Annotated in this window: 13 protein-coding genes; 8 read left to right on the top strand and 5 right to left on the bottom strand. The window is 71.3% G+C overall.

Annotated elements, in window-relative coordinates; all coding sequences use genetic code 11:
- Window positions 1-29: 29 nt before the first annotated feature.
- Together ACTWJ8_RS25605 and ACTWJ8_RS25600 are read right to left on the bottom strand one after the other, a co-directional pair.
- Window positions 30-1,133 (bottom strand): family 2 encapsulin nanocompartment cargo protein polyprenyl transferase, encoded by a 1,104-nt coding sequence (locus ACTWJ8_RS25605; protein WP_356374016.1) that lies wholly within the window; start codon window positions 1,131-1,133, stop codon window positions 30-32.
- 112 nt (window positions 1,134-1,245) lie between these two features.
- Complete coding sequence (locus ACTWJ8_RS25600; protein ID WP_443260375.1) at window positions 1,246-2,652, bottom strand: family 2B encapsulin nanocompartment shell protein; 1,407 nt, start codon at window positions 2,650-2,652, stop codon at window positions 1,246-1,248.
- Window positions 2,653-2,872: 220 nt separating this feature from the next.
- On the opposite strand from ACTWJ8_RS25600, the gene ACTWJ8_RS25595 reads away from it, so the two are divergent.
- From ACTWJ8_RS25595 to ACTWJ8_RS25585, 3 genes are all read left to right on the top strand, one after another.
- Window positions 2,873-3,106 carry a hypothetical protein gene (locus ACTWJ8_RS25595; RefSeq protein ID WP_356375863.1) on the top strand — a complete coding sequence of 78 codons (234 nt, stop codon included), beginning with the start codon at window positions 2,873-2,875 and terminating at the stop codon, window positions 3,104-3,106.
- A 136-nt stretch (window positions 3,107-3,242) separates the two neighbouring features.
- Window positions 3,243-3,833 carry an N-acetylmuramoyl-L-alanine amidase gene (locus tag ACTWJ8_RS25590; RefSeq protein WP_356374018.1) on the top strand — a complete coding sequence of 197 codons (591 nt, stop codon included), beginning with the start codon at window positions 3,243-3,245 and terminating at the stop codon, window positions 3,831-3,833.
- A gap of 43 nt (window positions 3,834-3,876) precedes the next feature.
- Window positions 3,877-4,794: a 1-aminocyclopropane-1-carboxylate deaminase/D-cysteine desulfhydrase gene (locus ACTWJ8_RS25585; RefSeq protein ID WP_443260374.1), complete on the top strand. Its 918-nt coding sequence runs from the start codon at window positions 3,877-3,879 to the stop codon at window positions 4,792-4,794.
- Here the strand turns inward: ACTWJ8_RS25585 and ACTWJ8_RS25580 are convergent.
- Window positions 4,773-6,371 carry a Na+/H+ antiporter gene (locus tag ACTWJ8_RS25580; RefSeq protein WP_443260372.1) on the bottom strand — a complete coding sequence of 533 codons (1,599 nt, stop codon included), beginning with the start codon at window positions 6,369-6,371 and terminating at the stop codon, window positions 4,773-4,775. The two genes, ACTWJ8_RS25585 and ACTWJ8_RS25580, sit on opposite strands and share 22 nt — an antisense overlap.
- A gap of 51 nt (window positions 6,372-6,422) precedes the next feature.
- Here ACTWJ8_RS25580 and ACTWJ8_RS25575 point away from each other — a divergent pair, with 51 nt between their 5' ends.
- The 3 genes from ACTWJ8_RS25575 (at window position 6,423) to ACTWJ8_RS25565 (ending at window position 8,401) form a co-directional block, all read left to right on the top strand.
- Window positions 6,423-6,683: a UBP-type zinc finger domain-containing protein gene (locus ACTWJ8_RS25575; RefSeq protein ID WP_356374021.1), complete on the top strand. Its 261-nt coding sequence runs from the start codon at window positions 6,423-6,425 to the stop codon at window positions 6,681-6,683.
- Window positions 6,684-6,947: 264 nt separating this feature from the next.
- A complete protein-coding gene (locus tag ACTWJ8_RS25570) occupies window positions 6,948-7,361 on the top strand; it encodes an anti-sigma regulatory factor (RefSeq protein WP_356374022.1) in 414 nt (137 codons plus the stop codon).
- Between the two features lie 17 nt (window positions 7,362-7,378).
- Window positions 7,379-8,401, top strand: coding sequence for an RNA polymerase sigma factor SigF (locus ACTWJ8_RS25565; protein WP_443260371.1), 1,023 nt, complete (start codon window positions 7,379-7,381; stop codon window positions 8,399-8,401).
- A gap of 71 nt (window positions 8,402-8,472) precedes the next feature.
- On the opposite strand, the gene ACTWJ8_RS25560 is transcribed toward ACTWJ8_RS25565, so the two are convergent.
- Window positions 8,473-8,916 carry a hypothetical protein gene (locus ACTWJ8_RS25560; RefSeq protein WP_356374024.1) on the bottom strand — a complete coding sequence of 148 codons (444 nt, stop codon included), beginning with the start codon at window positions 8,914-8,916 and terminating at the stop codon, window positions 8,473-8,475.
- 126 nt (window positions 8,917-9,042) lie between these two features.
- On the opposite strand from ACTWJ8_RS25560, the gene ACTWJ8_RS25555 reads away from it, so the two are divergent.
- Window positions 9,043-10,011, top strand: coding sequence for a diacylglycerol/lipid kinase family protein (locus tag ACTWJ8_RS25555; RefSeq protein ID WP_356374025.1), 969 nt, complete (start codon window positions 9,043-9,045; stop codon window positions 10,009-10,011).
- Window positions 10,012-10,331: 320 nt separating this feature from the next.
- Window positions 10,332-10,589 (top strand): WhiB family transcriptional regulator, encoded by a 258-nt coding sequence (locus tag ACTWJ8_RS25550; protein ID WP_016639615.1) that lies wholly within the window; start codon window positions 10,332-10,334, stop codon window positions 10,587-10,589.
- A gap of 201 nt (window positions 10,590-10,790) precedes the next feature.
- On the opposite strand, the gene ACTWJ8_RS25545 is transcribed toward ACTWJ8_RS25550, so the two are convergent.
- Entirely contained in the window at window positions 10,791-12,257 is a 1,467-nt protein-coding gene (locus ACTWJ8_RS25545) for a sensor histidine kinase (RefSeq protein ID WP_443264990.1), read from the bottom strand.
- Window positions 12,258-12,384 lie beyond the last annotated feature (127 nt).

Genomic DNA, 12,384 nt, shown 5'->3' with positions numbered 1-12,384 from the left:
CTCCCCGGGGCCCGCAGTGGGCCGAGGCCTCAGTAGCCGCGGCGGGTGACGAACTCCGCCAGGGACAGCAGGCCGCCCGCCGCCTCCGGTGCGGGCACCGCCTCGGAGAGCCGGTCCACCGCCCGCGACATGTGGTCCGCCGCCTGGGCCTGCGCCCAGTCCCGGCCACCGGCCCGCTCCACGGCCGACGCGATCCGCTCCAGTTCCTCCACTCCTTCCTTTCCCGGCCCCGGCGGCCCGTACAGCGCCGCCAGTTCCTCCGCCGCCGCCCCGCCGGACGCGAGCGCGGCGACGACGGGCAGGGACTTCTTGCGCACGGCCAGGTCCGCGCAGGCCGGCTTGCCGGTGCGGGCCGGGTCGCCCCAGATCCCGATCACGTCGTCGATCAGCTGGAACGCGAGGCCGGCGCACCGCCCGAACGCGTCGAGCGCCTCGACCTCCTCCTCGCCCGCCCCCGCGTACAGACCGCCCACCGCGCAGGCACAGCCGAGCAGCGCCCCGGTCTTGGCCTCCGCCATGGACAGCGTCTCCGGAAGGGTCACCTCGGACGGATCCCGCCCCTCGAGGGCCACGTCCACGGCCTGCCCCTCGCACAGCTCGACCACGCAGGCCGCGAGCCGGGACGCCGCCTCGGACGCCGCCCGGTGGCCGTCCGCGGCGAGCATCCGCTGGGCCTGCGCCTGTATCGCGTCGCCCGTGAGGATCGCCGCGGCGTCCCCGAACACGGTCCATGCGGTGGGCCGGTGCCTGCGGGTGGCGTCCCGGTCCATCACGTCGTCGTGCAGCAGCGTGAAGTTGTGCGTCAGCTCCACGGCCGCCGCCGCCCGCACCGCCCGCTCGGGCCGCCCGCCCAGGGCCCGCACGGCCGCGAGCACGAGGGCGGGCCGCACGGCCTTCCCCGCGTTCCCGGCGGCCGGTGTGCCGTCGGCGTGCTCCCAGCCGAAGTGGTAGAGCGCGACGCGGCGCAGGGACCCCGGCAGGGCCTCCACGGCCCCCCGCAGTTCCGGGTCGACCGCGGCCCTGGCCTGCGCGAGGATCGCCGAGGCCTCCTGTGCCTCGAACCCCTCCGTCGCGACCGGCCCGCCCGGCTCTGCTGCCACTCGCGTCTGCTCTCTATAGGCCGGCTGCGTCATGGGATCACCCCCGGAAGGGTGCGGACGGTGGCGGTTCCGCTGCGGGTGGGCGCGTACCCCCTCGGTGTACCCGCGCGGCCGTACGGGGACACGGCGGACGGGGCGCGGCCCGTCACCGCCACCGCCCCACCTCGACGTTCTCCAGCACTCCGAGCGCGTCGGGCACCAGGACGGCCGCCGAGTAGTACGTCGACACGAGGTACGAGATGATCGCCTGCTCGCTGATGCCCATGAAGCGCACCGACAGGCTCGGCTCGATCTCGTCCGGGATGCCGGACTGCCGCAGCCCGATGACGCCCTGGTCCTCCTCCCCCGTACGCATGCAGATGATGGACGTGGTCCGCGCGTCCGAGACCGGGATCTTGTTGCACGGGTAGATGGGCACACCGCGCCAGGTCGGGATGCGGGTCCCGCCGACGTCGATGCTCTCGGGGACGAGCCCCCGCTTGTTGAGCTCGCGGCCGAACGCGGCGATCGCCTTCGGGTGCGCGAGGAACAGCTTGGATCCGCGCCGCCTGCTGAGCAGTTCGTCCATGTCGTCGGGGCTCGGCACGCCGTCGTGCGGCTGGAGGCGCTGCTCGTACTCGCAGTTGTTGAGCAGGCCGAACTCCCGGTTGTTGATGAGCTCGTGCTCCTGGCGCTCCTTCAACGCCTCGACGGTGAGCCGGAGCTGCTGCTCCGTCTGGTTCATGGGCTGGTTGTAGAGGTCGGCCACGCGCGTGTGGATGCGCAGCACGGTCTGGGCGACGCTCAGCTCGTATTCGCGGGGCGCGGCCTCGTAGTCGACGAACGTCCCGGGCAGCACGGCCTCCCCGACGTGGCCCGCCGAGAGGTCGATCGCTTTCTCTCCGTACGTGTTCGACCGCTGCTCGGGGATCGCGCGCAGCCGCTGGAGGTGCTCGCGCAGCGAGTCGGCGCGCTCGGCGATCTGCTCGAAGTCGCCGCGCGGCAGCGTGAGCACGGTGCACGGGGTGGCGGCGCGTGCCGTGTACTCCCAGATGCTCTCCGCGTCGAGCAGCGCCTGCTCGCCGAAGTACGAGCCGTCGGCGAGGACTCCGAGCACCGCGTCGTCCCCGTAGGGCCCCGTGCCGATCTTCTCGACGCGGCCGTGCGCGAGGAGGAAGACCTCGTCGGCCCGGCTGCCGAAGGAGGCGAGCAGCTCGCCGGCCTCGAACTCCCGCTGGGTGCACCGCTGGGCGAGCTCGCCCAGGACGGCCTCGTCCTCGAATCCGCGCAGCGCGGGCAGCTCCCCCAGCTCGGCGGGGATGACCCGCACGTCGTCGCCCGTCTTCACGAAGGTGACGCGTCCGTCGCCCACCGAGTAGCTCAGCCGCCGGTTGACCCGGTACGTGCCGCCCTTCACATCCACCCAGGGCAGGGTCCGCAGCAGCCAGCGGGAGCTGATCTCCTGCATCTGCGGTGCGGATTTGGTCGTCGTGGCCAGGTTCCGCGCCGCGGACGTGCCCAGACTCTTCTGTGGTCCGGGGGTCTGCTCGCGGACCTCTTCGCCTACCGACATGTGCAATGCCCTCCCGATCATGAACTGACCTGCGAGGACAAGCCTTCAGCACGGAGAGCGATCGCACCATTACACAAATGAGCGGGAATGGATGGCCTGCGGCCGGGGCAGAGGCGATCACTTTTCCGGACCGCCCCGACCCGTTCGGCTGTCGCCCCGGAACTCGAAGATCCCGGCGCGCGTTGGTCAGGAAACGGTAAAGAACAGAAGGGTGATCACCATGGCGGGCTTCCTCGACCGGGCCAAGGAGCAGGCACAGCGCGGTCTGACGCAGGGCAAGCAGAAGCTGGACGAGGTGCAGGCGCAGCGCGCGGGCGGCGACCTGCTGAAGCAGCTGGGCGCGGCGTACTACGCGGAGCGCAGGGGCAGCGGCAGCCCCGAGGCGACGCAGCGGGCGCTCCAGGCCCTCGAGTCGCACATCGCGGTGAACGGGGACGGGTTCCTGCGCAGTTGAGCATCCCGGCCGCCGGCACGGCGAACCTTGTGCACGTTATGCGAACAACCGGTCGCTGAACGGCGGTTCCGGGTAAAAGCGAACCGTACGAGACGGTGCGCAGCCGGCGGCCGTCGCTCCCGCGAAGGAGGCGGCCGTGGCCCCACCCATGTCCGCGAGCAGTTTCATCGACGCCCTCAAGGACGAGGGTCTGACGGTGGTCGAGGTCGGTGACTGGCGGCATCACAACCGCAACCACATGGGCGCCTGGGGCCCGGTGAACGGGGTGATGATCCATCACACCGCCACCTCCGGCAGCGCCGGCACGGTGCGGATCTGCCGCGACGGACACGCGAACCTGCCGGGGCCGCTGTGCCACGGCGTGATCACGAAGGACGGCCGGGTCCACCTGGTCGGCTACGGCCGGGCGAACCACGCGGGCCTGGGCGACGACGACGTGCTGCGCGCGGTGATCGCGGAGAAGGCCCTGCCGCACGACAACGAGGCGAACACGGACGGCAACAGCCGTTTCTACGGCTTCGAGTGCGAGAACCTCGGCGACGGCGACGACCCGTGGCCCGCCGCCCAGCTGGAGGCCATCGAGAAGGCGGCCGCGGCGATCTGCCGCCACCACGGCTGGACGGAGCGCTCGGTCATCGGCCACCTGGAGTGGCAGCCGGGGAAGATCGACCCCAAGGGGTTCACGATGGCGTCGATGCGCAAGCGCATCGGAGACCGGCTCAAGTAGGCCGGACGGGCGGGGGCTCGGCCGGGTGTCCGACAATGGCCGGGTGTCCCGCCCCGTTCAGCCCGGCCCGCGCCTTCCGTCTCCCCTCGTGGAGGCCGACGACGAGCGCTTCGCGCGCCACGGCGTGCGGCTGCTGCTGAAGCGGGACGACCTGATCCATCCGGAGCTGATCGGCAACAAGTGGCGCAAGCTCGTCCCGAACCTGGAGGCGGCGCGCGGCCGGGCGATCGTCACCTTCGGAGGCGCGTACTCCAACCATCTGCGGGCGACCGCGGCGGCGGGCCGCCTCCTGGGCACCCCCACCGTCGGCGTCGTCCGCGGCCAGGAGCTCGCCGACCGCCCGCTCAACCCGTCCCTCGCGCGCTGCGCGGCCGACGGGATGCGGCTGCACTTCGTCGACAGGTCGACGTACCGACGCAAGGGCGATCCGGAGGTGCTGGCCGCCGTCCTCGAAGCCGTCGGCGCCGAGGGGGCGTACGTGGTGCCCGAAGGCGGCAGCAACGCGCTCGCCGTGCGGGGCTGCACCGATCTCGGCCGGGAGCTGCGGGGCCGCGCGGACGTCGTCGCGGTGGCCTGCGGCACGGGCGGCACGCTCGCGGGGCTCGCTGCGGGGCTCGCCCCCGACCAGCGCGCCCTCGGCGTCGCCGTCCTCAAGGGCGGCTTTCTGCCCGACGACGTCCGCGCCCTCCAGGAGGCGGCGTTCGGCGGACCGCGGGGCTCCTGGAGCGTGGCGGACGGCTTCCATTTCGGCGGCTACGCGCGCGTGCCCGCCGAACTCGCCGCGTTCGCCGACGACTTCGAGGCGCGGCACGGCGTGCCCGTCGAGCGCCTGTATGTCGCCAAAGCGCTGTACGCCCTTGTCGCCCTCACCGAGGAAGGCGCCTTCCCGCGCGGCACGACGCTCGCCGCGGTGGTCACCGGCGCCCCCTTCGGGGACGCTCAGCCGTCGACCTCCCGGTAGGCGGCGGCCTCCTCCAGGTCGAGCTTGCGCAGCAGCGTCCGCAGCATCTCGTCGTCGATCCGCCGCTCGTCCCGCATCCGTACGAAGACCTCGCGCTCGGCCGCGATGGCCTCCCGCGCGAGCCGGCGGTACGTGTCGTCGGCGGACTCCCCGGTCACCGGGTTGGCCTGCCCGAGCCGCTCCCACACCGAGTTGCGGCGCCGCTCCAGAACGGTGCGCAGCCGGTCCTGGAGGGGCGAGGGGAGGCAGTTGCGCCGGTCCCGCATCAGCTCCTCCACGCGCTCCTCCGCGGCCACGGAGGCGGCGTTCTGGGCCTGCGCCTCGACGAGCGTCTCGGCCTGCACGTCACGGCCGGGCAGCTTCAGCCACTTGATGAGCGGCGGCAGCGTGAGGCCCTGGACGACGAGGGTCCCGATGACCGTCGTGAAGGTCAGGAAGAGCACCAGGTTGCGCCCGGGGAACGGTTCGCCGTCCTCGGTGACCAGCGGGATGGAGAACGCGATGGCGAGCGACACCACGCCCCGCATCCCGGCCCAGCTCACGATCAGCGGCCGCTTCCAGTCGGTGTCGCTCTCCCGCTCGCGGATGCGCGACGACAGGCACCACGGCAGATAGGTGGCCGGATACGACCACACGAAGCGGATCACGACCACGAAGACGAACACTCCGACGGCGTACCAGAAGGCCTGCGCCACGCTGTACTCGCCGAGCCCTTCCAGGACGAAGCGCAGCTGGAGACCGATGAGCGCGAAGACCGACGACTCCAGGATGAACGCGACGACCTTCCACACCGCCGTCTCCTGGAGCCGTGTCTCGAAGTCGACCTGCCAGGAGCGGTGCCCCAGGTAGAGCGCCACGGTCACGACGGCGAGCACCCCGGAGGCGCCGACCTGCTCCGCGACGGCGTACGCGACGAACGGGATCAGCAGCGAGAGCGTGTTCTGGAGCAGCGCCTCCTTGAGGTGGGTGCGCAGCCAGTGCAGCGGCACCATGAGGAGCAGCCCGACCCCCACGCCGCCGACCGCGGCGACCAGGAACTCCCTGATGCCGCCCGCCCAGCTCGCGCCCTCGCCCACGGCCGCGGCGAGCGCCACCTTGTAGGCGGTGATCGCGGTCGCGTCGTTCACCAGGGACTCGCCCTGGAGGATCGTGGTGATCCGGGACGGCAGCCCCACCCGCCGGGCGATCGCCGTGGCCGCCACCGCGTCCGGGGGCGCGATCACCGCCCCCAGGACGAGCGCGGCCGTCAGCGGCAGGTCGGGGATCAGCTCGTACGCCAACCAGCCGACGGCGAGCGTGGCGAACAGGACGTAGCCCACCGAGAGCAGCGCGACCGGTCTGATGTTCGCCCGCAGGTCGAGGTACGAGCTCTCCAGGGCGGCCGTGTGCAGCAGCGGCGGCAGGATCAGCGGCAGCACGATGTGCGGGTCGAGCACGTACTCCGGCACCCACGGCGCGTAGGACGCCACGAGCCCGATCGCGACAAGGAGGAGCGGTGCGGGCACGGGCGTCCTGCGCGCCGCGCCCGCCACGGCCGCGCTCGCGGCCACCAGTCCCACCAGAGGCAATACGTCCATGACCTGCCTTCCACCGCCCTGCTCCACGCCACCCGACGTAACCTGGCCATCATGAACGAGTGCTCGCACGTCGCCGCGCTGCCGCACCCCGAGCCCGCACCTCTGAGCGAGACCTGCTTGGAGTGCCTGGCCGTCGGCAGTCACCCTGTGCAACTACGGCTGTGTCTGGTCTGCGGTCACGTCGGCTGCTGCGACTCGTCCCCGTACAAGCATGCGACGGCTCACTACGAGGAGACCGGCCATCCGGTGATGCGCACCTTCGAGCCTGGTGAGAGCTGGCGCTGGTGCTTCGTCGACGCGATTCTCGTCTGACGCGAGGGATCCCCGCCCCTCCGGGGTTCGATCCACTGACGCCTGGGTACGTCAAACCGGCGCCCGCTCTTTCCAATTGGGCCCGCACACCCTCTAGCCACTGTCCGTACCCGTAGGCTTACTATGAGTGACAGCAGTGGGCCGGGGGTCCCCGGGACAGGAAAGTCGGGCGCGCGGTAGCGTCACCGCAGATATAAGTGGCGCATCACCCGGGGGACGACGCCTCCGGAGCCCGAAAGTGCTTGTACCACCTTGGAGGTGAGGGTGTCCCAGATCGCAGGCGACCCCGGAAATCAGGACTTCGTGGAAGTCCGACTCCCGGCTGCGGGTGCCTACCTGTCGGTGCTGCGGACGGCCACGGCCGGCCTCGCGGCGCGTTTGGACTTCACCCTCGACGAGATCGAGGACCTGCGCATCGCTGTCGACGAGGCCTGCGCCATCCTGCTCCAGCAGGCGGTGGCGGGCTCCGTCCTCAGCTGCGTGTTCCGGCTGATCGACGACTCCTTGGAGGTGACGGTCTCCGCGCCGACGACCGATGGTCGGGCGCCGGAGCGGGACACCTTCGCATGGACGGTCCTCTCGGCCCTCGCGGGCCAGGTCGACTCCACGGTGGCCGAGGACAAGACCGTCTCCATCAGCCTCTACAAGAAGCGCGGCGCGGGCCCCGGCCCGACGTGAGGAACGGGGACGGTCCGGTGCGGGACGACAAGCGCGGCACACGGGAGCTCCCGGCCGACGGCACGGGCGGGATGCAGCGGCCGACCACCGGCATCCCCGAGCAGCAGGCCCGGCCACACCCGGAGGACGCCGCGGACACGGTGGCCCCGGCGGCCGACGCGGCAGAGCAGGCAGCGCCGACACCGGGGGCCGTACTTCGCGGGGGCTCAGGGGGATCGGACGCGCGACGGGCGGGATTGATGAGCGACCACGAGCGACACGGTGAGCAGCACGGCCGGCACGATCCGGCGGACCGCAGCGGCGCGCGGGCGATGTTCATCGAGCTGCGCACACTGAAGGACGGCAGCCCGGAGTACGCGGAGCTGCGCAATCAGCTCGTCCGCATGCACCTGCCGCTGGTCGAGCACCTGGCGCGCCGCTTCCGCAACCGCGGCGAGCCCCTCGACGACCTGACGCAGGTCGCGACGATCGGCCTGATCAAGTCGGTCGACCGCTTCGACCCGGAGCGCGGCGTGGAGTTCTCCACGTACGCGACGCCGACGGTCGTCGGCGAGATCAAGCGGCACTTCCGCGACAAGGGCTGGGCTGTGCGCGTGCCGCGCCGCCTCCAGGAGCTGCGCCTGTCCCTGACGACGGCGACGGCGGAGCTGTCCCAGCTGCACGGCCGCTCCCCCACGGTCCACGAGCTGGCCGAGAAGCTGGCCATCTCCGAGGAGGAGGTCCTGGAGGGCCTGGAGTCGGCCAACGCGTACTCCACGCTGTCCCTGGACGTCCCGGACACCGACGACGAGTCCCCGGCGGTCGCGGACACCCTGGGCGCCGAGGACGAGGCGCTGGAGGGCGTCGAGTACCGCGAGTCCCTGAAGCCGCTCCTGGAGGACCTGCCGCCGCGCGAGAAGCGCATCCTGCTGCTCCGGTTCTTCGGGAACATGACGCAGTCGCAGATCGCCCAGGAGGTCGGCATCTCCCAGATGCACGTCTCCCGCCTGCTGGCCCGCACGCTGGCCCAGCTCCGGGACCGGCTCCTCGTCGAGGAGTGAGCCGCGTACGCACGCGAGAAGGCGCCCGAAGCGGATTCGCTTCGGGCGCCTTCTTTGCGAGCCGCAGCGCGCTACTGGGAGGAGCCGGGTGTGCGGATGCCCAGCGCGCGCGTCGTCTCCTGGTTGACGAGCAGCACCAGGGAGGCGATCGCCACGGCGGCGAGCGCGATGCCGCCCCCGATGGCCATGCTGTCGGCCTGGAGCAGCGTGTACGCGACGGGCAGCGCCATGATCTGCGTGATGATCGCGGGGCCGCGGCTCCAGCTCTTGCGGGCGAGCAGCCCGCGCGCGGCGAACAGCGGCAGCAGCGCCAGCACGATCAGCGTGACGCCTCCGGTGGCGGCCTGCTCCGGGTTGTCCGGGTGCCCTGCGAGGCCCGCGACGAGCATGTAGACGCCGCCCACGACGAGCGCGACCCCTTCGAGCCCGGCGAGGGCCGCAGCGGCGGTCAGCCGGCCGGGGCGCGGGCCGGCTTCTTCGGAGGTCTCGGGGGCGGGGTTCTGCTCTGAGGTCACCTTTGCAGAGTAGCCGCCGTGGGCCCGCGCCCCGAAGGCCGGACCCCGCGCGGGACGCGTGAGGTCTCTTACCTCATCCCTACCTCGGTCTGGGCGCGATCAAGGGCGCTGGGTACGCTGCCTTGCATGCGTGCACTTCTCGTGGTCAATCCGGCGGCAACCACCACCAGCGAGCGCACGCGTGATGTCCTGATCCACGCCTTGGCGAGCGAGATGAAGCTCGAGGCCGTCACCACGGAGTACCGGGGCCACGCGCGCGACCTCGGCCGGCAGGCCGCGGAGAGCAAGGACATCGAGCTGGTCGTCGCCCTCGGCGGCGACGGCACGGTCAATGAGGTCGTAAACGGCCTGCTGCACAACGGCCCGGACCTGGACCGGCTGCCCGGCCTCGCCGTCGTCCCCGGCGGCTCCACGAACGTCTTCGCGCGCGCCCTCGGCCTGCCGAACCACCCCGTGGAGGCCACAGGACAGCTCCTGGACGCCCTGCGCGAGGGCCGGCGGCGCACGGTGGGCCTCGGCCTCGCCTCGGGCACTCCGGGGACCGAGGACGAGGGCGTGCCGTCGCGCTGGTTCACGTTCGCCTCGGGCCTCGGCTTCGACGCCGGCGTGGTCGGCCGCGTCGAGCAGCAGCGGGAGCGCGGCAAGCGTTCGACGCATGCCCTGTACGTGCGACAGGTGGTGCGGCAGTTTCTCGGCGAGGCGGACCGCAGGCACGGCACGATCACGCTCGAACGGCCGGGCGAGGACCCGGTCACGGATCTCGTCGTCTCGATAGTCAGCAACACCTCGCCGTGGTCGTTCCTCGGCAACCGGCCGCTGTATCCGACGCCGCAGGCGTCCTTCGACACCGGCCTTGACGTGCTGGGACTCAAGAAACTCTCGACTCCCGCGGTGGCCCGTTACGGCACCCAGCTGCTGGCTTCGACACCCGAACGCGGACCGCACGGCAAGAACGCGGTCACGCTCCACGACCTGACCGACTTCACCTTGCATTCGAAGGCGCCCCTGCCCCTTCAGATGGACGGTGACCACCTGGGGCTGCGTACCAGCGTGACGTTCACAGGCGTACGCCGTGCACTGCGTGTGATTGTGTGAGTGGAAGGGACTAAAGTCCTTCATCTCGAACGTTTGGGCTGGCATCCACCCCATGGAAGTACGGCTGTGACCTAGCCGACACCGAGGAATCAAAAAAAACTTTCCAGAAGGGGTTGTATCCGCCGCCGAGGTTTGCGAATCTCTACATGGCGCTCGAGACGGCCCGAAACATCGGCCCCACAGAGAGCCCGAACCCCCTCCCCAAAGCAGCGGACATCCGTCGCAGATGTGACGTTCGTCCGGTTCATTTGTTGAGGGTTTCGTGAAAGCGTTCACATTCACAAGCAACCTGCACGTAATACCAAGGAGAGGTAGCAGCCATGGACTGGCGTCACAACGCCGTTTGCCGCGAGGAAGACCCCGAGCTCTTCTTCCCCATCGGCAACACCGGTCCCGCGCTGCTGCAGATCGAGGAAGCCAAGGCCGTCTGCCGCCGCTGCCCCGTCATGGAGCAGTGCCTGCAGTGGGCGCTCGAGTCCGGCCAGGACTCCGGCGTCTGGGGTGGCCTCAGCGAGGACGAGCGCCGCGCGATGAAGCGCCGCGCCGCTCGCAACCGGGCCCGTCAGGCCTCCGCCTGATCCCGCACCCCGTACGAGCCTGAGCACGGCGGCGCGTACATCGAGTACGCATCTCCCGCCCCCGAGCCGCAGCGCGCAGTACCCCCCGATGCTCTCCCAGGCTCAGCCCGGGATCTGACCCGAGCAACGCGAGCAGTGAGCCCCGGAACCGTTCGACGGTCCGGGGCTCACTGCTGTTCGGCCCCGCTCGGGGCCGGTCGGCTATTTGCTGCTGCGTACGGGGATGTCGAGGATCACCTGGGTGCCGCGCTCCGGTGCGGGCACCATGTCGAACGTGCCGCCCAGCTCCCCCTCCACCAGGGTGCGGACGATCTGAAGGCCCAGGTTCCCCGCGCGCTTGGGGTCGAAGTTCTCGGGCAGGCCCACGCCGTCGTCCTGCACGGTGATCAGGAGGCGGGCCTCCTTGCTGGTGCCGCCGCGCACGGCCGAGACCTCGACCGTGCCGGTGTCGCCCTGCCGGAAGCCGTGCTCCAGCGCGTTCTGGAGCACCTCGGTGAGGACCATGGAGAGCGGGGTGGCCACCTCGGCGTCCAGGATGCCGAAGTGCCCGGTGCGCCGGCCGGCCACCTGACCCGGTGAGATCTCCGCCACCATGGCGAGCACCCGGTCGGCGATCTCGTCGAACTCCACGCGCTCGTCCAGGTTCTGGGAGAGCGTCTCGTGCACGATCGCGATGGAGCCGACCCGGCGGACCGCCTCCTCCAGCGCCTCGCGGCCCCGGTCCGAGCCGATGCGGCGGGCCTGGAGGCGGAGCAGCGCGGCGACCGTCTGGAGATTGTTCTTCACCCGGTGGTGGATCTCCCGGATGGTCGCGTCCTTGGTGATCAACTCGCGTTCCCGGCGACGCAGTTCCGTGACGTCGCGCAGCAGAACGAGCGAACCGATGCGGGTGCCCTTGGGCTTGAGCGGGATCGCGCGCAGCTGGATCGAGCCCTCCTCGCCCTCGATCTCGAACTCGCGCGGCGCCCAGCCGCTGGCCACCTTGGCGAGCGCCTCGTCCACCGGGCCGCGCGACGGGGCGAGTTCGGCGGTCGTCGTGCCGAGGTGGTGGCCGACGAGGTCGGCCTGGAAGCCCAACCGGTGGTACGCGGACAGGGCGTTGGGCGAGGCGTACTGCACGACGCCGTCCGCGTCGAGCCGGATCAGACCGTCGCCGGCGCGCGGCGAGGCGTCCATGTCGACCTGCTGGTCGGGGAACGGGAAGGTGCCCGCCGCGATCATCTGCGCCAGGTCGGACGCCGACTGCAGATAGGTCAGCTCCAGGCGCGAGGGCGTGCGTACGGTGAGCAGGTTGGTGTTGCGCGCGATGACGCCGAGGACCCGGCCCTCCCTGCGCACGGGGATGGACTCCACCCGCACCGGCACCTCCTCGCGCCACTCCGGGTCGCCCTCGCGCACGATGCGGCCCTCGTCGAGCGCCACGTCGAGCATGGGACGGCGGCCGCGCGGGACGAGGTGGCCGACCATGTCGTCCTGGTAGGACGTGGGTCCGGTGTTGGGCCGCATCTGGGCCACGGAGACGTATCGCGTGCCGTCGTGGGTGGGGACCCACAGGACGAGGTCGGCGAAGGAGAGGTCGGAGAGCAGCTGCCACTCCGAGACCAGCAGGTGCAGCCACTCGAGATCGGAGTCACCGAGGGCGGTGTGCTGGCGTACGAGATCGTTCATGGAGGGCACGAGCCGAGCTTAACCGGCGGCGCGCGGGGCCCCGAAAAGACCGACGGGCCGCGGCGCCGGGGGTCGGGACCCTCAACCCTTTCCCTGGCACCGCAGCCCTTCAGGTGCACCGGCCTCC

The sequence above is a fragment of the Streptomyces sp. SDT5-1 genome (assembly GCF_052245995.1).
Taxonomy (GTDB): domain Bacteria; phylum Actinomycetota; class Actinomycetes; order Streptomycetales; family Streptomycetaceae; genus Streptomyces.
This window is presented reverse-complemented; position numbering and strand designations above follow the sequence as displayed.